The organism is Fibrivirga algicola (genome assembly GCF_011742925.1).
GTDB lineage: Bacteria > Bacteroidota > Bacteroidia > Cytophagales > Spirosomataceae > Fibrella > Fibrella algicola.
The window spans coordinates 139,333-159,377 of the sequence record NZ_WAEL01000012.1 but is presented as its reverse complement, the minus strand read 5'-3'; the positions used below and the strand labels follow the sequence as shown (position 1 = coordinate 159,377).

Annotated in this window: 18 protein-coding genes; 13 read left to right on the top strand and 5 right to left on the bottom strand. The window is 43.5% G+C overall.

All coding sequences use genetic code 11. The features are described from left to right. Positions 1–1,347: TraM recognition domain-containing protein (locus F7231_RS25470; RefSeq protein WP_166694056.1), on the top strand; the 1,347-nt coding region annotated here is incomplete at its 5' end. Positions 1,348–1,366: 19 nt separating this feature from the next. Beyond that, positions 1,367–1,750, top strand: a complete 384-nt coding sequence (locus tag F7231_RS25465) for a helix-turn-helix domain-containing protein (RefSeq protein ID WP_229370360.1) — start codon at positions 1,367–1,369, stop codon at positions 1,748–1,750. Positions 1,751–1,760: 10 nt separating this feature from the next. Here F7231_RS25465 and F7231_RS27875 read toward each other — a convergent pair whose 3' ends face one another. Further along, complete coding sequence (locus F7231_RS27875) at positions 1,761–2,159, bottom strand: M23 family metallopeptidase (RefSeq protein WP_166694054.1); 399 nt, start codon at positions 2,157–2,159, stop codon at positions 1,761–1,763. Positions 2,160–2,664: 505 nt separating this feature from the next. Here F7231_RS27875 and F7231_RS25455 point away from each other — a divergent pair. From F7231_RS25455 to F7231_RS25415, 9 genes are all read left to right on the top strand, one after another. Next, the gene (locus F7231_RS25455) at positions 2,665–4,650 is read left to right on the top strand and encodes a DUF3945 domain-containing protein (protein ID WP_166694053.1); all 1,986 of its coding nucleotides are present in this window, start codon (positions 2,665–2,667) and stop codon (positions 4,648–4,650) included. 17 nt (positions 4,651–4,667) lie between these two features. Then, the gene (locus F7231_RS25450; protein WP_166694052.1) at positions 4,668–6,101 is read left to right on the top strand and encodes a DUF3945 domain-containing protein; all 1,434 of its coding nucleotides are present in this window, start codon (positions 4,668–4,670) and stop codon (positions 6,099–6,101) included. A 52-nt stretch (positions 6,102–6,153) separates the two neighbouring features. Further along, complete coding sequence (locus F7231_RS25445; protein WP_166694051.1) at positions 6,154–7,521, top strand: toprim domain-containing protein; 1,368 nt, start codon at positions 6,154–6,156, stop codon at positions 7,519–7,521. A gap of 411 nt (positions 7,522–7,932) precedes the next feature. Beyond that, entirely contained in the window at positions 7,933–8,601 is a 669-nt protein-coding gene (locus F7231_RS25440; RefSeq protein ID WP_208295693.1) for a hypothetical protein, read from the top strand. A gap of 89 nt (positions 8,602–8,690) precedes the next feature. After that, positions 8,691–9,080 carry a DUF3846 domain-containing protein gene (locus F7231_RS25435; RefSeq protein WP_166694049.1) on the top strand — a complete coding sequence of 130 codons (390 nt, stop codon included), beginning with the start codon at positions 8,691–8,693 and terminating at the stop codon, positions 9,078–9,080. 55 nt (positions 9,081–9,135) lie between these two features. Further along, complete coding sequence (locus tag F7231_RS25430; RefSeq protein ID WP_166694048.1) at positions 9,136–9,549, top strand: hypothetical protein; 414 nt, start codon at positions 9,136–9,138, stop codon at positions 9,547–9,549. Between the two features lie 106 nt (positions 9,550–9,655). Then, positions 9,656–10,021, top strand: a complete 366-nt coding sequence (locus F7231_RS25425) for a hypothetical protein (RefSeq protein WP_166694047.1) — start codon at positions 9,656–9,658, stop codon at positions 10,019–10,021. 45 nt (positions 10,022–10,066) lie between these two features. Next, positions 10,067–10,246: a hypothetical protein gene (locus F7231_RS25420; protein ID WP_166694046.1), complete on the top strand. Its 180-nt coding sequence runs from the start codon at positions 10,067–10,069 to the stop codon at positions 10,244–10,246. 301 nt (positions 10,247–10,547) lie between these two features. Beyond that, positions 10,548–11,198 (top strand): hypothetical protein, encoded by a 651-nt coding sequence (locus F7231_RS25415; protein ID WP_229370358.1) that lies wholly within the window; start codon positions 10,548–10,550, stop codon positions 11,196–11,198. 583 nt (positions 11,199–11,781) lie between these two features. Here F7231_RS25415 and F7231_RS25410 read toward each other — a convergent pair. Continuing rightward, entirely contained in the window at positions 11,782–12,204 is a 423-nt protein-coding gene (locus tag F7231_RS25410) for a hypothetical protein (RefSeq protein WP_166694044.1), read from the bottom strand. A 275-nt stretch (positions 12,205–12,479) separates the two neighbouring features. Next, positions 12,480–15,857, bottom strand: a complete 3,378-nt coding sequence (locus F7231_RS25405; protein ID WP_166694043.1) for a T9SS type A sorting domain-containing protein — start codon at positions 15,855–15,857, stop codon at positions 12,480–12,482. Here F7231_RS25405 and F7231_RS25400 point away from each other — a divergent pair. Continuing rightward, the gene (locus F7231_RS25400; protein WP_166694042.1) at positions 15,836–16,165 is read left to right on the top strand and encodes a hypothetical protein; all 330 of its coding nucleotides are present in this window, start codon (positions 15,836–15,838) and stop codon (positions 16,163–16,165) included. The two genes, F7231_RS25405 and F7231_RS25400, sit on opposite strands and share 22 nt — an antisense overlap. 229 nt (positions 16,166–16,394) lie before the next feature. On the opposite strand, the gene F7231_RS25395 is transcribed toward F7231_RS25400, so the two are convergent. Beyond that, positions 16,395–17,087, bottom strand: coding sequence for a recombinase family protein (locus tag F7231_RS25395; protein ID WP_166694041.1), 693 nt, complete (start codon positions 17,085–17,087; stop codon positions 16,395–16,397). Between the two features lie 161 nt (positions 17,088–17,248). Here F7231_RS25395 and F7231_RS25390 point away from each other — a divergent pair, with 161 nt between their 5' ends. Beyond that, the gene (locus F7231_RS25390) at positions 17,249–17,443 is read left to right on the top strand and encodes a hypothetical protein (RefSeq protein WP_166694040.1); all 195 of its coding nucleotides are present in this window, start codon (positions 17,249–17,251) and stop codon (positions 17,441–17,443) included. A 629-nt stretch (positions 17,444–18,072) separates the two neighbouring features. On the opposite strand, the gene F7231_RS25385 is transcribed toward F7231_RS25390, so the two are convergent. Continuing rightward, positions 18,073–19,584, bottom strand: coding sequence for a protein kinase domain-containing protein (locus F7231_RS25385; protein ID WP_166694039.1), 1,512 nt, complete (start codon positions 19,582–19,584; stop codon positions 18,073–18,075). Positions 19,585–20,045 lie beyond the last annotated feature (461 nt).

Below are 20,045 nucleotides of genomic sequence, written 5' to 3'. Positions count from 1 at the left end.
TTTCCCGATCTGTCGAATATCGCGTACCATTACTTACAGAAAAACCGTCGGGCGTTTAAACGGATGCCGACATTCTACGTCATCAACTTTGACGATCCCCGGCGCTCTAATCGGTGCAACCCGCTATTGCCGGAACTGATGTCTGATATTATTGATGCACAGGAAGCAGCCCGGACGATTCTGTTAAACCTAAACAAATCATGGATTCAGAAACAAGGCGATTTCTTCGTTGAGTCGCCAATGAACTTTCTGACGGCCGTTATCTGGTACCTCAAAAAATACGATGAGCGTCGATTGCGGGGTCTGGCCCAGCAGGGGTTGCCAGATGACGGCCAACGCTACTGCACGTTTCCCCATATCATTGAATTTGCCGGAGCTGAATACCGCGAGCTTTTCCCGATCCTACAATCGGAACCCGAGATCGAAAACTTACTTAAACCGTTTGCCAGCGCTCTTAGAAATGAGGCCTACGAGCAGTTGGAAGGCCAAATTGCTTCGGCACGTATACCCCTTTCCCGACTCTCCAGCCCGGCACTTTACTGGGTTATGACGGGTAATGATTTTAGCCTGGACATTAACAACCCGGATGATCCCAAAGTGCTGTGTGTAGGCAATAACCCGGAACGCCAGGAAGTGTATGGCGCTGCACTAGGTCTCTTCAACGCCAGGCTAATTAAGCTCGTCAACAAGAAAGGTCGGTTGAAGTCGTCTTTGATCATCGACGAGCTGCCCACTATTTATTTCCGGGGATTAGATAATCTGATTGCGACCGCACGGAGTAACAAGGTATCCACCTGCCTGGGCTTACAGGATCTAAGTCAGTTAAAGCGTGATTACGGAGATAAGGAAGCTACCACCATCTTTAACACGATCGGAAATGTGTTTTCGGGGCAGGTGCTGGGCGAAACGGCTAAAACAATGTCCAGCCGCTTTGGGAAAAACAAACAAATTCGCCACTCACTCTCGTTTACAGAACGGGATACCAACTTGTCTATTTCCGAAAATCTGGATTCGGTGATCCCCGAGTCGAAAATATCGAATTTATCGCAGGGGCATTTTGTCGGAGCTGTGGCTGATAACTTCGATGAGGCTATCAAGCAGAAAATATTTCATGCCAGGCTACAGGTAGAACCAGCAATGATAGCCGAATTAGCGCGGGTAAAACCCATTCCGCCGGGTGCTGAATTTGCCCAAATCTCTGACCATCAACTAAGTTATATGTTGGAGACAAATTACAACGGGGTGAAAAAAGATATTTATGCGTTAATTCAAGCCGAAATTGAGCGGCTGACCAATGATCCAGCATTGAAGCACCTGGTCGAAAACCTGCAACCTAAAGATGAGTAATGACCGTATAGTACCAGGAATGGAACAATTAGAAAAGGAAAATGATGCTTATGCAGCACTTGTAGCCCGGCGTATGGCTAAAGTACGCGAATTCCTGAAAATGAGTCAGCAGGAACTTGCCGATGAGTTTGGCACGACGCAAAATCTGATCTATCGTCTGGAGAACGGGTTGAAAGTCTCACGTGAAATGTTCACGCTGATTGCTCTCTACTACGTAAAACGTCACAAGGTAAGTTACGAGTGGCTGTTCAATCCCGAGCAGGAGGAAGAGCCGAACGTACCTATGTTCACCAATGAAGTAATCAAGCGGCAGCGTATTAATGACCAGCGCGAAGCCCAACGCCTTGCCCTACTCCATCAGTTTATGGAAGAAATAAGTAAGGTTGAGCAAAAGCCAGACTAATAATTGTTGCTCAATCCCGCTCAATTATACGTTTGGCACCTTTTTGAAATACACCTGGCCCGATCAACCGATGCTGTTGGATCTGGGATGAATCGATACGGGCTAGCTTGGTCCACAAAAAACAATACCGATCTGGATCAACAGGCTTACCCTGAAATAGTATTGCATAGTGTAGGTGCGGTCCCGTAGAGCGCCCCGTACTGCCTACCTGTCCGATTACCGCTCCTCGTTGGATAATATCCCTCTCTCGGACTGCATGGGTAGAAAGATGTCCATGGATGGACTCGTAACCCGTTGGGTGCTTTACACAGACGGCTAGTCCTAATCCATCAACTTCCCACTTTACCCATTTTACAACGCCAAAGGCAGTTGCATAAACCGGTGTGCCTACTGGTTGAGCTATGTCCATACCATTATGGTGGCTACTATTTCCGCGAATTGGATGAGTACGCCAGCCGAACTTACTGGTAACGCGGTAATCCTGCCAGGATACTAATCGTAGGGGTGGTATGGCTGGAATAAACTGTAACAGGTGTGTACGGTTGCCCGAAGAAAGTCTAGGAGCATTCAATCCCTTAAAAATACTGTCTGTAAAACAAGACAGTAGCGAGTCTATGTCCGGTTTGATATCAACCGGTTTAAGGGAAGCCTCATGCGGCAGGTTTATCGTTGATTCCAAGCAACTAACTCGAAAGCTGACTTGACCGTGTTGGGATATCACGTATCCAAGGACAAGGTAGGGGAAGAGAAAACAACCTGCGCCTGAAGCGTCTTTACACACATCAGTAAAAGAGTCGTACTTACTCCAAGGGTCTTTAAATGCATAGATAATATATATAATAAATTAATTATAATAAAAATATATGAATAATATATAAAATCAATAGTTTTGTCTGAAACAACACAAAATATATATGGAACCGATGCCTATTGCCGAAAGCACGGTGGAGCCTAAACCCAATGAGCGCACACACCTGGAAGCTGCGCAACTACAGGAATTTGATCGATTAGAAACGCAACAATACCAGCTAGTGCTGCCCGCACAATATGAGCAGTTGAGGGGGTACTTGGCCAACGATGGTTTACTGTGGGACGAGGAGATCACCCGATGCCTGTATGACGAGACGCTAAAAAAAGCGGACTTAGCTAAACGCGTTGACGAACGTACCCAAACAGCAACTGATAGCGACCGTACTAAACTTACTGACTACCTGTGGGAGATCCATGAAACGGTAAAGGGTTTGCCACTGTCGTTCATCGATTCGAAAGAGACGTACCGTATAGAGGTGGTAGATACGCCCGGCCGACAATCCCAAACCGAAACCCGTAGTGACAACGTAGAGGTAGGCGATCTGAACCCATCACAACTGCGAAGCCAGGTAAGTCCAGTGACTTTACACCTGGATATCAATGGGGGTTTCCTGGCCAATTTCCTGCACAATGCTCAGCTTAACCATGAGCAGATGAGCCGGTTTATAACCGATCTGGAACGTCAACATAAAGAACTGAAAGGCCAGCTCCAGAGCAATGACCGTCTTCAGCCAATGCAGGAAGCTGTTTCTGAAAAATTCAGACCTGTTGAGACTCCATCATACCAGTTACTCCAGGAATCAGGCCCCTCTTTAACTGCCTGGCAACGTCTGCGGCAGTCCGTAAGTGACTGGATTGCGCCAGCAAAAACAACACCTGACAACCGGGAACCGTATGACATAGCACGTCAACCGGATTCTTCCCCAAAGCCGTCTCAGGTAGGAGAACGGTTGGGAACTGTCGACAAGACATGTGCTCAAGTCTCCCAACTTATAAACGCCCAGACCTCCCAGGGTCATAACAGCTCAGTTACTGAGGCACCAGCTATAACCGAGAAGCATCTGTCTGCTGAAAGCCAATCGGTTAATAAGGCGATGGAACGTATGCCAGCGCCCGATGGAGCAACCACAACTGCCGGCATATCGCTACAATCGACTACGCAATCAATCGCAACTAATCAGACTCAAGTTATATCCATGAACGAGACAAACACACCGGGTGTAGAAGTACCTGTAATGGGTCGGCCAACTCGCTACCAGTGGGCAGAAGTTGCCCCTCAATTCGAAAAGGTTGGGGTGACCCGGCAGGATTTAGAAAAAGCAGGCCACCTAGATGATTTGCTCAACGGCCGAAAGACCGGGTTGATGAAGCTGACGCAGGCGGGGGAGGAAGGTAAACCATTTCAAATATCCGGGAAACTGTACATCGTCAATACGCCAGACAATGGGCCAATTGTCGGTATCCAGCCGGAACGTAAGCAATTGCTGTTACCCAAAGAATTTCTCGGCTATGAGCTGACAGCCCGTGACAAGCAAAATCTAGAGAAAAACGGGGAGATGGGAAAGCGGGTAGACCTAACCGACAAAATGACTGGCAAGCCGTTCGTGGGATACATTGGGGTTGATAAAGACACGAAAAGCCTGACTGTCCTCCGGGCCGAGCGCCTACATATCCCGCAGACGATCAAAGGGGTTACACTGACTAAACCCCAGCAAAAAATCTTAGAGCAGGGGAGGGCCATCAAGCTGGAAGGAATGACTAGTAATAATGGTCAAACCTTCAACGCTTACGTGCAGGTTTCGGCGGCCAAACGCTCGCTCACATTCGCGAAAATCCCAGATAACGTGGTCAAACAGACGGTCGATCAGAAGACAGCCCAGGAATTAACCAAACCCGTACACCAACTCAGAGGAGATGGGGCTGGTGGGAAGAAAACGATTCAGCCAAAGAAAGAACTAAAGCAGGCAGCCGCCCAACGGATCGAAGCACCCAAACCAGCCAAACAGAAAAAACAGGACGCGCCGAAGCCAATAGGGGAGGAGGCTAAACCCAGGAAAGTGAAAAAGCAGGAAGGGCTAAAAGTAGGGTAAACTAACAATATAGTTGTATGCTTGTAGGACCGAAAGTAACAGCGCAGGTGAGGGCTTCAAGGGCACAGCAGGTGCTTGATCTGGTAGGGGAGGCTATTCTTAAAGAGATTCGCCAAGTACTAATCAGCGACGAACCGGTGGAGGAGCCGATTCGGTATGTGTCGGAAATTGATTCAACTAGTCAGCCCCCTTCAATCGAATTGAGATTTGAGAATACGTCTCATACCCAGCATCTGTATCAGCGCTTACCAATTGATCCACAGATCGATGTGCACTGTGCTTTATCCTCGACAATTCGTAACACGATAAATCAGCACAAACCTCATGACATACGAAAGGAACGGGAGGTAGAGGTATACATTTTTAACGATCAATCGGCCGTCGTATTGATGGAGGAGAAGTACCGTCGATACGAACCGCTTTTTTTTCCTGCGCTCAGGGCCATAAGCTGGCAACAGCCTGTGCTCTTAGTTGGTGACCCCAATTATCCTACAGAAATTAATCTTTACCGGTTGGGTTATCGGGAAGCTTTACGCACCCTTGAAACCATACTTTATAGCCACTATGACCCGGGCATGCCACTAGTTGGCTACGGGTACGTTGGTAGTCAATTTCACGTAACAGTTTTCAATCAGGGGGAGTCACCTAAGGTTGTGTCTATCGCCGGTCCTTTACCGGGTACAGGTCAGTTTGTCGATCTGCGTCAGGCAAAATTTGTTCCGGGTGAATTGATAGTTGGGTCACTGGTAGCTGAAAGGCCGGTAGTAAGCCATCAACTCCAATTGGTAGTAGTGGAAACTCGGCATCCTGATTCACTGCTCGAACAGGCTAACCGTCAGTTTGCTGTCGAGCTAACCGGGGAGAATGCAAAGCGCTTGCTCAATGGCCAAAAAACGGATGTTGTCACAACGGGTGATGGCAATACCGGTAAGCTATATGTGTTAAATACGCCAGAAGACGGCCCACAGCTTGTTCTTCAGGGCGTTCAGCAAAAGTTGACACTCCAAGAAAGTTACCTGGGGCATCTCTTCTCCGAAACGGATAAAGCTAATCTTCATAAGTATGGCGACATGGGCCGGGTAGCCGAGCTAATCGACAAGCAAAGCGGCCAAAAGTTCACCGGCTTCATTGGCGTTGACAAAGACACGAAGACACTTACGGTACTTCGTGCAGATGTAATTCGACCGAAAATTGAGCGGATGTCCCATTTGAAAGGAGTAACGCTCAATGGCTTGCAAAAACAGCGGCTGATTCAGGGAAAGGCCATTCGGCTCGATAACATGACCAGTAAAGCCGGCACAGCCTTTTCGGCCTATGTGCGTGTATCTGCGGCAAGCCGAGGCCTACGTTTCGACCACATTCCAACCGGTACGTCCGAAAACAACGGTTCGGCCATCGCATCTGACAGCATAGGCAACAACGATACAAATCAGGGCAAAACGGTCATCTAAAGCAAATCCTTAAGCAACATCTCTCAACGTTATAACTGACTAACATACACGTATGCTGACTACAAAGCCGCAGTTATCCGACTACAAGCAGCAGATTGACCTGGTGCAGTTTCTGGAGACAGAGGGTTTCTCGAAGGACCGGCGAAAATCGACCCGGCGCTGGCCAGTGCTTGAAAACGCTGAAGGTCGAAAGCTCATCATCGGCAACAATCAAAAAACGAACGAATACTTTTATTACAACCCAGAGGACAGCCGTGATCGGGGGACGATTGTTGATTATGTAATTGATAAACTACACATCGACACGGCAACAAGGGAAGGCTGGCAGCAGCTTCACGAGTTTATTGGCCGGTACACGGGTGATTTATCACATCTTGCTAAAAGCCGTTCCACTGATACGGTTGAAAGTCAACCGCCCGCTGAAGCGACCCGAAGTAAGGCCATGTCTCATTACTTCAGGCTTGATCCGTTGACCAACACGGATTATCTCATGGAAAAGAGGGGCTTGACGGTCGATACAATTGGCCACCGGGCGTTTATTGGCAAAATTTTCAACAAGACGTTTGTCAGTAAGAAGACAGGGGAAACGGTTATCAACACAGTATTCCCAATGGAGAGTGAACAGGGCATTACGGCCATTTTGCTGAAAAACGACAGTCCAACGGGTTTAGTTAATGGACATACTTGGGGCGAACGCCTAGAGAGTATCTGGGTGTCGAACCTACCCAAAGGCCATCAACCCAAAGAAATGCTGATTTGTGAAAGTCCGATTGACGCCTTGTCGTATCACCAGCTTCACCCACCGAAGGAACCCTACGACCGGGTCTATGTGGCTACAGGTGGGCAACCCTCTTCACTTCAGCCCCTTACCGTACAACGGTTAATTGACCGGGTGAAGCCGGAGCAAGTGATTCTGGGACACGATAATGATAACAGCGGTATTCGCTTCAATATTGGCTGGGCTGGTCGACTTCAACTTCCCGGTCAATCCATTGAACAGGCGAATCACCAACTACGTATCAGTCACAACAAGCACAGTAACATTTTATCAATTGACGTATATGGGTTACCGGTTGAAGAAGCAAAACGGCAGGTGCACCTTGAATCACTACAAGAAAGAGTGTTGACAACCTTAAACAAGGGGTACACACCGGACATGAATCGGGCGACGAAGGATGCTATTATGCATCAGGGAAACCACAGTTTGCTGACCATTCACTTGCCCAACCACCGCCCTATGCTGACCCGAATTGAAAAACTGGCCATCGAATGGCGGGGTCTAACCGACAAACTGGTTGTTAAACGGCCCTTTGCAAAGGATTGGAACGAAGAACTTCAGACGCAAAAAGCAAATGTCGAGCGGCCTCAACCCACTTTGAGGAACACACCTTCTAAAGCTACGCCACAAAAATTAATGTAATTGCTTGATAACCATATTAACAGCCATTGACTTGACGTCAATACTTGACTAAATGAAAACATGGATGCTGAGCAACAAATGGACATACAGAGTAGGTACGTTGAGCACGTACAGTATGAGCGATTAGTAAATGACCTCATTGAGCGCATCAACGTTGCTTCGGAGGGAGTGAGCCTATCTAAGCTTGACAAACTGACCATTAGCTTTGGCCTTAAGCTTTTACGATTAGAGCTGGCAAAGAAAGCTGATTTAATGCATGAATAATCCTCAAACGAACTGCGAACGAAAGGGAGCGGAAGGTTGACTTATATTCCTGTTTAACAGGTAGATAGCTTTGCTATATGCTTATTTAGCTGTATCTTTATAGTGTTCCTATTGCGCGGCACCGACGTGTTACTTCGGGCAAAGACAATGCAAGCGTTAGCGAATTCCTCTGTTGCCGGGTCGCCGGTTGGTCCCTTTCAGATTATTGATACTGAAACGGGTGAAGTTGTAGACAAATACCTGTACATTCTAGGTAACCCCAAACAGTACCGTTTCGATGCCAAAGAGGGCAAGTTCTCCATTCATTATGATGAGAACAACATTGAAAAGTTGGGTTCATCGCTGTCGTTTCAGCCCATCGCCTGGCGTATCTTTTCGGATGACATTTTGGGTCAGGGGCTGAAAAAATGGGCTGAATTATTCTTCATTGACGAGGCCGATTGCGTTTCGGAAATTTTGTTTCACGGTTACAGTGTAGCTAACCTGGAGCGACTTATAACCCCCTTGGTATATAACCGTATCAAACTCAACGAAGTGGTGCTGACGGTGAACGCGGATAAGCGGGAGAATAACAAAATACAGCCCAAAGGCATATACTACATCGCGTCATTTACTTATAAAGCCGCTGATAAAGCCATTACGCAGGAAATGACCAGTTACGTGCAGACAATCAACCTGTACCGTCGTGAGACACTCACCGAGACGGGGAAAACGCAGGTAGCTAAAAACGTATTCAATCCGTTTGTGGATCTGCTTCCCGAACCCGAGCAAGAGGAGTTGCAGGAAGGGGCCACTGAACAGACTGTATTGGCCTAATGCGATTTGAGCTGGACAACAGTGTCCAGCTCTTCCTTACCTTTTATTGTTTCTGTGCGGCTCCGTCATGTTACAGCGGGCACTAACTAATGGCAACGAAACCCGTTCCCTCTCCTCAGCAACCTGTACTGGTATTTCTGATCGACGCTACTAATAAACAGGTACGTCCGGTTTCACATGATGGCTCATTGGAGCAGTTGTATAAGTGGATTGATTGTGACACCATAGATTATACGGCCCGCCAACCTGATGGAGACGGTATTTTCTGCAATGACCTTCTCCCTGATGATCCTTACCAGGTAGCTTTCAGGCTGCGTTCCACCGGACAGATTATTTACGGTAATGGGGTATGGACGGGAAGTAATAGGGAGGGTGATACGGTAACTCCCGACGCAACACTCGTGGAGGTAACTGCCGAAATTGAGTTTCTGGGCCCAATAGCCTACAAGCCTGCGCCAATTTATGTGCTTTCATGGTAAATGATCACGGCCGTCTTAGCAGAAAGACGGCCGTGATTTTAACTCCTTATCAACGATGACTGAGCTGTTAAAAATTGACCCCTATCTGGAAAAAGTATATCCCGTTGACATAGACGATTCGCTGGTCGACGTTTGTCGACAAATTGGGGCTCGTCGGCTTACCATTGCCGGACAACAATCAATCGGTACAGACGACTGTTCTGATGCTGCCTATTGCGATGATGAAGCGCTCTACACGGAACCTCTGCCGCCTGCATTTCGCTTACGGTCGACTGGTCACATTATATATGGGTGTGCCCTCTGGCATCGGGTAACGCAGGAGGGAAGGCTGCAAGCACCGGCCTGGACCCAATCGGAATTAACTGGCCAGGTGGAATTTTTAGGTTTTACTTCTCTTGCATCTGCGCAGGCAAATCGGTCTACGCTTGATGACGAAAGCTTGCCTTTAGAGGAGCCGGATCAGGACTAACTACTCGGTACCAGTTATGGGTAGTATAATATGTATTTTATATTATATTTATTAGTTTTAATGTAAAATACATATTTTTGAAACTCAATTAGTCGTTGTCCTCAACATGAAAAACATGAAATCAGACGAAAAAATAGTTCAGGCCTACCAGGTTGGCGATATAGTTCGGACAACTGAACCGTTTGGCCCTAATCCAGCAGGAAGTATGGGTATTATTTACGAAACGTATCCTGATAATGAGGTATTAGCGTCTGAAATAGTCAGCATCTTATTGACAAACGGCCACGACATTGGCAGCTTCAATCAAGCAGAGCAGACAGAAAGTCTAACGTGGTTGGGTCATGTGGACATTGCCTATGCATACAGTAGCCCAAGTAAACTCATGGCTGATTACCGTGACGGCTATTTCAGTCAGGCTTTCGATGAAGCACGAGTTAGCGTCGATCAGGTTGGCGTGAGCAGCGTGGCTTAAACATAAAATAGGGGTTAGTGTGCTGCAACCACTTAAATAAACCCGATGGAGATTAGTATAGCCGAGTTCATTGGTCGTCCATATTTCTTAATTAATGATCAGCTTGCTGACCTGTACGGCTGGTTCATAAAGGGGGCTACTCTGCTTTCCTCCAATCAAGCTATTTGCGGACTGGTAATCGCATTTTTGTTGCTGATCGGCTTACTGCAAATGTGGCAGGAATAGGCCGCCGATTGGTTAATTGTCCGGCTCCGGGATGTTACACCGGGCACGTCGAATGCTTACTAAGTTGCCAAACAAATTACGTTCACACGAAACCAACTGTCTGTTGTCTATCCTGGCTTCCCATTTTGATCATAATCGGATACCGATGATTGGTACATCCAAGGGTGGACAAAATAGAAGACGACTACCCCTACTCTGTTCATACGTCCGTTATCCGTCAGTCTCTTGCACCAAATGGCGTATATTTGGCAAGGCCGCTTTAGGCCGAGCCTATATGATGCCTGGCTGGAATCGCCGATTTATGGAGCAGGAGACTTCTTTAAACAACTTACAGACTAACCAATCTGCCAATGCCTTTGCGGTGGTAGATGATTACCGAATTTTAGTGGATAGCGCACAGGCTGTTGTTCATTTTTACGAAGGAAGAGGAGAGTGGGGAAGACTAGTCAGAAGCGTACCGATTGAAAAATGGTCGGGAGACTGGTTAATTAGGACCATCGGTCGATTCTTTCGGCTCAATTACCAATTAAGCGACGATAAGGTAATTGCATCCGTACAGAGGAATGGGTATCTGACCGTACATGTAAAGCACCGCATTGGTGGAGCCATTCTTTATCAGCGCGCATTAAAGACCGAATTCTGGGACTATTGCGTAAACTACCGGGGAGAGCTAGGATTTGGGTTGACAGTTCGGGCAGCCATAACTGATTTGCGGGGCAAGCTGGCCGCTCGAAAAAACGTCGAACAAGTTGAAATAACGCTTAAACTTGGCTCATCCAGTCGATTTACCCAGCAGCAGTTGGATGCTTTTTGTGAAGCTAACGGTCTGATGCCAGGTAGTCGCTACACACGGCAGCACCTTCGTCAAGCTATTCTGCGTCAGCGAAAAATGAACTGTGAACAGTTCCGTAACCAACTCGCTTACTTCGATATCCGTATTAACTGTAAATAGTCCCTGGCTGAACCGTGAAACCCCAAATAGGCTATTTGCAGTTGATTATACGTATATCGTTTAGGGAAATATCATTGCGATCATTTATCTCGATCTTGGTAACAGGAGCGTCACGAATGATATTGATTATTACCCAAAATTAGTAGTTAAGCTCACCCAAGCCCCCAACAAAACTGCTTATAAATGATCTATGGGCTGCTTCTTAGAATAGTTCATTTACATAAGATGGCATCTAAAACTCACATCGGGATAGTACAATTACTAGCCAAGCCTGAAAAATAGTATCGCTGGTAGCCTAACCCGGCTGCCCTCACAGGTACGTTGCCACCTTTGCACCCTTTGCTTGTTGGGACGTCTCGTTGAACGCGCCGAGAGTCACCTGTCAGAGGTAACACGCCACCGCAGAGCTGACTAGCAAGCACACAACCGATTTGCCCTAATGTGTACAATCGCATTAGTTAGGATTGAGGTTGTGAAAGTCAAAGGTCTTTTGCGATGGCTTTATTTCTAGTAATTCTGAATGAATCTCACGAATTAGTTTAGAATACTCAAACTGCTTTTTTCTAAAATCTTCGAGATTTACTTATCCTTTTGTCGTGTGTAAACTCGTAATGAAATTCATAAGCACTAATTGTATTTCGTTTAATTGCTTATTCTTTTGAAAATCGCTTGTAAACAAAGTATAATTCTTTAAATTCCATTCTAATTCAGACAATTTATAAAGGTCATGTCTTGATTTAGAAACTAGATCAAGTGATTCTTTTTGATCATCAAGCTTGTGAGCAATGGCAAATTTCACCAGTGATGAAGAAAGTGTATCGTTAAATTCAATTGCTTTTTTTAAAAAATTGTCCGCCCATATTACTTGCCATTCTTTTTCTTTAAGAATGTCGTTTTTTCGTTTCTCCACATTTTCGTTGATTTTCCGCGCATAAAACAATGCCAAAAAAAATGCTCCAACTGTTGCTAAGTTGGAAGCAACTGTAGCAAAATCGCTAAAAGTCATAGATAGACATTTTACCCGTTGTGAAGTTTAAACTCTGGTCACTCAATACTTTAACGCGCTGTGCCTGTATGATTCCTGTCGACCAAGACGCGCCCATGCCACTTACTTGTACGCACCGCCCAACGCCCGAAAGGGCTGATGGCGAACGAGTTACTCGCCTAAACAGACGTGCCTGCTACCTTTACACCCTTTGTTGGGCTGAACCCCTCCTTCGGAGGCGAGCAACCTGTCACCAGGAAGCTCACACGCGGAGCGAAACACAAAGCACCTTTGATCTATTCAATTATTATTTTTCTAGTTACGACATTATATTTATTTGCCAAATTTAACAAGTAAACTCCGGTTGGAATATTACTGATAGTTAATTGATATTTTCCGTCTGTAAAACTTTTTACTTTCGCTTCAATCTTTTTCCCATTTATAGAAAATAGTGATATTTGATCAATTTTTATTGACTTTTCAGTTTCAATATATATAGTATTTTTCGCTGGATTGGGATATATATTAAAGTTGTCATTTAGAATTGGCTTAATAGATAAAATCCTACCAATTGTAGTTTTAGCATCAAAAGAAGTAGGAATAATTTCCCTATTTCCAACACTATCGACTGCAATAGAATAAAATGAGTAAGTAGAATCAGCTTTACCTGTAAATTTATATGAAATATTTTTGGTATTTAAAGTTAGTGGCTTGAAAATTTTATTATTTACTGAGTAATAAATATCATATCTCTCAATACCTGATTCTCTATCTGTTCCCTGCCATTTTATTGTGAAAGTTGTATCTGTAGTAATAGCAGGTAAGGCACTTACATAACTGCTTGGAGCGACTTTATCAAGCGAATTACTCCAAACAGGTGTAGAAATCGGAGCATTAGTATCGAAATAAATTAATGCCTTGTTGTTAATTGTTGTGTTATTGGGTAAATCTGACTTAGCAGCAACCGTATAATAAATACCTCCTTCCCCCTCAGGTGCATTCACATTTGGTGGAAGAAATCCTAGTATAGGATCAGAAGTAAGCTTCAATGTTTTAGGGTCTAACGATATACATTCTGTCGTAAATATTCCTGACATTTCATCAAGTTCAGCTACTATTTTAAGTATTAAGTTCTTTTGGGGTCGCAAATCTATTAACTCAATTCTTTTTTTCTGCCCTGGAATAATATTAACGTATTTACCACTAAAATTAAAAAAATTGAGTTGAAATGTGGATAAATCAAACTTAGTACGGTCGAGGGTATCTATGATTCTAACTACCTGGGCATCCGCTGTTGCTTTCGCATTATTTTCAAACCTAATGCCATACTGTAAAGGTTCATTTCCTGTAATGTGATGCTTAGACGTAATACCAACACCTATTTTGTCATTTGGATCGACAGAATTAAGACTTCTAATTCTTTTAGAACCTCTATTTCCAGCTAAATCATAGACATCTCTACATTTAACAGCTGCTTGAGCTCCATTTAAACCAGAGCCAACCGTATTATCTAATACGTCAAAAACTTTATCTAAAACCTTAACTACACGCAATTGGGGTAAAAATATTGATGCTGTTGAAGCACAGGAATATAAAGTGCTAGCAAAGCCGTATCCAAAATCCATAATATCTATATTGTTATTATAACCCCAATTTCTATATATATTTAAGCCATTATTAAATGTACTTATTCCTCCATCTAAGCACTGAAGTGCATCGCCAATTATTTCGTCTTTAATATTTGAAAGAACAGCACCCATTACAACTTTAGCTAATGCAAAATGACACTCTTCTTTTTCAGCGGGCAAAGGAGAAGCAAACAAAGGAGAGTTTACTACTGCTCTTATTTCAAATTCTTCATTATTTGTAAGTGATGTTACTTGAATTTCAATATTTTTAATTGAGCCAAGACTTAATTCAGGTATTAAAAGCCAATAAGATTTGTTTCTGATACTACTTCCAAAAAGGGAATCACGAGAAGAGTAAATCAAAGTATCTAATTTTTGACCATTTAATCCTGAAAAATTATTCATAAATTCAACTTTATTATTACCTGTGACAAATAAAAAAATAGGTATACCAGTTGCGTTACAATTTCCTTTATTGCCTACTTGGACTATAAATGTGGAAGGTCTTCCTGAACGAATTAAATCAGGGCCTGCTATTTGAACCCAAATATCTGGTTTTTTAAAGGAAACAATTTTAAATTCTTTAAGACGGTTTATTACTACCCCTGAAGCATCTATTATGATTATATCATAGTCTCCTAATTCCTTGTTTCTTAAATCGAATGTTGCCTTTGCTTCAAATTCACGCGGCAATAAAATTTGTGATGCAGATATATCCTGTGCGCCATTTTTAACTAACTTAACATTTATACCCGTTTTAATCAAAAGACCAGAGAAACTGATTGTCACATCACCACCATTACCAGAGCTTTTTGGAAAGAAATCTATACTTTGGGTTAAGGTTGTATTTAACAAAGTACTGAATCCGCCATTTGATAATGTACTACAAGATGTTTGTGGAATAAATATATCGATCTTACCATCGCCATTGAAATCTGACGAACTCATGAAGGAACTACCATTTTGATACCGTTCTTTTCCAGTGATAAATTTTCCTGTTCCATCTCCAATCAAAATAAATAATTCATTTGGACCTTTTACAGCCAAATCTATCTTGTTATCATTATTGAAGTCTTCGCCAATTAATGGGGAGGTATAAAATGTATCTGATAGTTTTAATGCTGGTAAATGAGAAAAATGTAAGCTAGTATCCGCTAATAAAATAGTAAGACCTGATGGGGAATAAGAAGCGATATCAATTATGCCATCATTATTGAAATCTTTACAGCTTAAAACTCCTCCATCAAAATTCCTTATATTTTTAGATGAAAAATTGTTTTTATCATTTCCAAGTATAATGCTAATTCCTTTATTATCACCTATATCTGATAAAACTAGGTCATCTTTTTTATCTCCATTCATATCCATCGAAATAACATCAATAATACTCGAACCAAAGCCAAAGTTTACGGATCCAGCGACAGAGAATTCACCTTTACCATTACCTATATAAATAGAGATAACGTATTCCGCTTTTTTGGAAACTGCCAAGTCAGTATATCCGTCACCATTAAAATCTGTATTCGTAAAACTGTAAATTATATTTGAACGATTAATTCCGAGTGAAATACTATTTATTTGAGTAAAATTACCAGCTCCATCTCCTCTGAATATCAATAAATATTCATCGACATCGCTAAAACCAAGATTCAGTTTATTTGTGATATAGACTGCCAAATCTAATATCTTATCATTATTATAGTCTGCTGAAATTATCCCACTAATACCTACGTGATTACTCAAATCAATTGATTTAAAATACTTAAAACTTCCATCGCCGTTCCCAAAATAAATAGCTATGTTAGAAGTCCTTCTATTGTTTGACAATTCTTGTATCGCCATATCAATCTTACCATCTCCATTAAAATCACCTAACGGATAGAAGTGTGAGCCGACTTGTATATTCGTAAGCTCTGAACATATGGGAGGAGCAAATGTGATTTGCGCCAAGGAGGGCAAGCTGCACACTAAGAGTATTAAAATAATTATTTTTTTACCGATGCCCATTTTATATATCCTTTTGTATGCCGAACGCGAAGCCTTCATTACGTTGTGATTTGCTTTGCCCTGTTCTCCCGACCGGAGCGGTTGGCTTGTCGGGCACAACCTACCTGACTCGTCGGGGCAACCTTACCGGGGCGTTCGCTGTGTCGCTGGTAACCCTAAAAGTGGAAACCTCAAACTTTCCAACTCAGGCGTTCGCACTGTCAGACGAAACTAACCTCACTTGCCCCTGCTTACCTAACCGGGGCGTACCCACTGTCAACCGACGCTACCTAACGCACCACCCGACGGCAACCAGCGGCAAGCTCCCTGTCGCCCGGAAAACGGCACACGCACAAGCCACTGCTTGAACTTTCACCCAACATAGTAAAGGGCGCAAGGGCACTAAACTAAAACCAGCTGATAATCAACAAACAATAGTTGATTTGATGTCACCAATCGAGTGCGTTTGAGCCATCTACAGTGGTTGTCAAATTCTGTCTCACAAGCTTACGCACAGGTGGTGACATCCGCAAATCAATGACCTGCTTTTTGGGTCTGAGGCACTCACGAACTTGTTGACAGATAAGCTTGGAACGGCTAGCCCCGCTTGAGCAGGCGCATGACCTGAGTGGCCTGAAAGGAGCTGCCCCGAGCGGTGCGAAACCCGGCCCGGTTAAGCTCATCGGCGATCTGCACCAGGTTCTTGCCTGCGGCCCGGTAGGCCAGGGCCATTGACAAGGCGCGGCGGTTGTTCTCGTTGGCTTTAGCCTGAGCCACATTCGCGGCGGCTCCTTTGGCCTGAGCGGCCGGGGTGAGGTTCGCGGGCTTTCCCAGGACGGCCCCCTGCGCTTTCTTCGCTTGCAGCGCCGCTTTGGTGCGGCTGCTGATGAGTTCGCGCTCATGCTGAGCCAGAGTGGCAAAGATGCCAATGGTCAGCGTGTTGGCGTCGGGCAGATCCACGCACTGAAAGTTGACGCCCGAATCCCGTAGGGTCAGGATGAAGGAGGCGTTGCGACTCAGCCGGTCGAGCTTGGCAATGACCAGAATCGCTCCCTCTTTCTTGGCCCGCTCGATGGCCTGAGTCAACTGTACCCGCCCATTGTTCTTACCTGACTCGACTTCGGTGAACTCGGCCACGATAGGACCTCGAACAAAGCTGGCCACGGCCGTCTGCTGGGCGGCCAGGCCAAGGCCCGAGTCGCCCTGTTGTTTGGTGGAGACCCGGTAGTAGGCCACGTACCGAATCAGGTTAGAGGAGGTAAGGAGAGGGGTGGATAGGGGTAGGGTCATGAAGTAGGAGGGAGGGGGTAATTAGTGACAAACTGCCCTAACGTTCTTCAAAGATAGGTGTTCCACGGGTTGTTTTACGGGTCTTGAACGTCCGTTTAACACATGTAAATAGACGGATCAAGTTATAAATTAGAGCTATGAACCTGCGCATTTGGACTGAGTTGCTAGACGCCACCCCCTACCAAGAAGCCCTTCAGCAACTGGCCTACCACTGGCTAGCCGCCCGACGACCCGCGGATGGGCTGAGCTACGCCGATAGCATGGAGATCCTGCGCACAATGCTGCTGACCATCCAAAGACCGGAGCGCACGGCGGCCATCGTGACCGTTGTACCCAAGCAAGCAGTCCATATGTAGAAGACCTCACAGTGGGTTCAGCGGGAGTTGCATTTCGAAGGCATGCTTAATGGGGTGGATCGGGTTGCCTTCCTCTTACTCGACCTCCAACAGCCGGGTCATTTATCGATAAATTTCGCCAAATAGCTTACTCTTTATATAAGCTAATGTGGTACTATGATGTTGCAGTGGGGAATCTCTATTTTAGGGGAATGGGCTCTTTGATCGCCCCAAAGTTCGGTACCAAGTGGTCAAACGGCACTACCCGACTTGAAAGGGATCAACTGATAAGGTGGCAGTAAACCTAAGTTAGATTAATAAATTAGCCCAGTAATGCGGTGATCTTAGGCGTTGCTCTACTGCATAGCGGGCATGACTTGCGTAATCGTAAGGTAAATAAAACTCACTAGTCTCTTCGCTATTTAGACGTAGTAATAGCGGTCATTCTTAATATATTGTATGCAATTCCAGAAGCAGAATAGTTTTGTCAAAGTTGAACTTTGCATAAAGTGGGTACTCGTTCAATATTTGTAAAAAGGAAGGCAAGGTTTGAAAAGAGAAGGCATAGCGATTACTCATGCTATATTATAAGGAACAAGTGGAACATATATATTATGATGACACAAATTTATAAATATATAGTCATGTAATTAAAGTCTCGAACGTACCTCTAAATCTATATTCCTTTTTGTTTTTTCCTTAATGATACTAATCTCTTCAATAGTAGGTATTTGCCCATCTGTTTTTTTGTCGATTAAAAAATTGTCGATTACACTTCTATTCTCGTCTTGAAAAACGCAGTGGAATTCTGTGCAAAGAAAAAAATAACCAGACTCTTCGGATCTTATTATTTTTTCAGATTTGTGTTCTGATAATTCCCATATTTCACCATTAATATCTGCCATTTTATTGTGATACTCAGAGTGTGATATATGATGAATATCATCAACTATACAAGTCTCATATTGCTCAACTCCATTAACTAAGAATGGTTCCGATTGCTTGAAACGTACAAGAATAAAATCGTTGTATTCACTTGAATTATAATGTACCCAAACATCAGAAATGGTAAATTCATCGTCATCGAATTTCCAAGATGATTTCCCTTGACTTTTTAAAGAAAAAGCATCGTAATATATAGTATCGCTAAGAAACCAAAGCTTATCGTCGAAATTGCTTATTTTTTCTAATAAATTATTAAATAATCTATCTATTTTTAATTGTTCATTAGAATGAACTATGCCGAAATCATTTCTTGGAAATGAACGTCTACAGACCGAGCTAAAGAGACTTAAATAAGTAAAATAAGGCTTTTCTTTCTGAATTTCTATAAACGCTTCAATTTCTTTGATTGATTGAAACCTTCTACGAGGGTCTTGTTCTAAACATTTGTCAATAATTTTGTCATATAGACTAGTCTCAGCAAATACATCTTCTACCTTAGTTCTTCCGGTACCTCGATGCGTTGATCCTGTAGCATACCATTGTAAGACTTGTCCAATTGCATATATATCCATTGTTACTGCCGCATGAATACCACCATTCTCTTGTTCGGGAGCTGAAAAGACGCGATTGCCAAGCCTCTCACTTTTTTTAGTAATTGCTCTAATAGCGAATAATTCTGGATTATAGCTTGCGATGCCAAAATCCGTTAATACAAAACCGAATTCATCAAGTAAGATATTTTCTGGCTTTATGTCTCGATGGATTATACCTGAATTGTGTATATTTTTAACAGTACTGATCAGAAATTTAAAAATCTTGATAAACTCTTCTAAGCTTTTACTAGTCTTTGACCCGGCAAGCGATCCCTTATACCGTTTCATAATGATGACCGGGACTGATATATCTTCGTTAGAATCAGATATAGTTAAGTTCTCATAGTTTATGTATCGTATTATATTATTTGTGTTACTCAATGTAACAACATTATAGTACTCAGATAAAAATCTTTTAGTTTTCCTTTTCTTTGACTCACCGGTCTCATTTGAAACCAGAAATTTCAATGCAACCTCGTTTCCATCTATTGAAGCAGCATAAACAACGCCATTTCCTCCCTGGCCTATTGGCGTTTTTTCAATTACTACTTCCCCTAAGGAAAGAATAATTTTGTAATTAGAATTTTTTATGTATGCCTGTAAACGATCAATAGGGGTTGCCATGAATCAAAGTGGTATAGCGTAAAGTCAAGAATCGTAATATTGAGGTTTGCCTCAAGGTCCATCTTAGAGTATCTTTCTAAGATGAAGCGATTTAATAAATAATTTTCAATAAGTAATACCTATTGAAAATTAATAATATATGAGCCTTGCAGAAATTCATTTCTTCAGCCAATATGACAACGCTGCGCATTCGCATCCCTAGCAAAACCAAACCTATTGAAGCTAACCGGCTCGAAGACTAAAGAAGGCTTTTGAGGAGGAAGTCCACAATGGTGTATTTGCCAAAGAGCTTGCCCGTTAAAGCGTAGATTTTGAGAAATTGTGGCAGCCTAGATTAGTATAAAGTTTCTTGCTGATGGCCAGCTTTATTGGGCTAGTACCTAGATTAGGTTGCAACGCATCAAGACTTGTATTAAATATGATTATTCAAAATGCTCTGAGATGTTTATTGACATAAAAAA

What these genes read in the sequence shown, in the direction of transcription:
- F7231_RS25465 (WP_229370360.1), top strand. Translation starts at nt 1,367, where the DNA reads ATGGAACAATTAGAAAAGGAAAATGATGCTTATGCAGCACTTGTAGCC.
- F7231_RS27875 (WP_166694054.1), bottom strand. Translation starts at nt 2,159, where the DNA reads ATGGACATAGCTCAACCAGTAGGCACACCGGTTTATGCAACTGCCTTT.
- F7231_RS25455 (WP_166694053.1), top strand. Translation starts at nt 2,665, where the DNA reads ATGGAACCGATGCCTATTGCCGAAAGCACGGTGGAGCCTAAACCCAAT.
- F7231_RS25450 (WP_166694052.1), top strand. Translation starts at nt 4,668, where the DNA reads ATGCTTGTAGGACCGAAAGTAACAGCGCAGGTGAGGGCTTCAAGGGCA.
- F7231_RS25445 (WP_166694051.1), top strand. Translation starts at nt 6,154, where the DNA reads ATGCTGACTACAAAGCCGCAGTTATCCGACTACAAGCAGCAGATTGAC.
- F7231_RS25440 (WP_208295693.1), top strand. Translation starts at nt 7,933, where the DNA reads ATGCAAGCGTTAGCGAATTCCTCTGTTGCCGGGTCGCCGGTTGGTCCC.
- F7231_RS25435 (WP_166694049.1), top strand. Translation starts at nt 8,691, where the DNA reads ATGGCAACGAAACCCGTTCCCTCTCCTCAGCAACCTGTACTGGTATTT.
- F7231_RS25430 (WP_166694048.1), top strand. Translation starts at nt 9,136, where the DNA reads ATGACTGAGCTGTTAAAAATTGACCCCTATCTGGAAAAAGTATATCCC.
- F7231_RS25425 (WP_166694047.1), top strand. Translation starts at nt 9,656, where the DNA reads ATGAAAAACATGAAATCAGACGAAAAAATAGTTCAGGCCTACCAGGTT.
- F7231_RS25420 (WP_166694046.1), top strand. Translation starts at nt 10,067, where the DNA reads ATGGAGATTAGTATAGCCGAGTTCATTGGTCGTCCATATTTCTTAATT.
- F7231_RS25415 (WP_229370358.1), top strand. Translation starts at nt 10,548, where the DNA reads ATGGAGCAGGAGACTTCTTTAAACAACTTACAGACTAACCAATCTGCC.
- F7231_RS25410 (WP_166694044.1), bottom strand. Translation starts at nt 12,204, where the DNA reads ATGACTTTTAGCGATTTTGCTACAGTTGCTTCCAACTTAGCAACAGTT.
- F7231_RS25400 (WP_166694042.1), top strand. Translation starts at nt 15,836, where the DNA reads ATGCCGAACGCGAAGCCTTCATTACGTTGTGATTTGCTTTGCCCTGTT.
- F7231_RS25405 (WP_166694043.1), bottom strand. Translation starts at nt 15,857, where the DNA reads ATGAAGGCTTCGCGTTCGGCATACAAAAGGATATATAAAATGGGCATC.
- F7231_RS25395 (WP_166694041.1), bottom strand. Translation starts at nt 17,087, where the DNA reads ATGACCCTACCCCTATCCACCCCTCTCCTTACCTCCTCTAACCTGATT.
- F7231_RS25385 (WP_166694039.1), bottom strand. Translation starts at nt 19,584, where the DNA reads ATGGCAACCCCTATTGATCGTTTACAGGCATACATAAAAAATTCTAAT.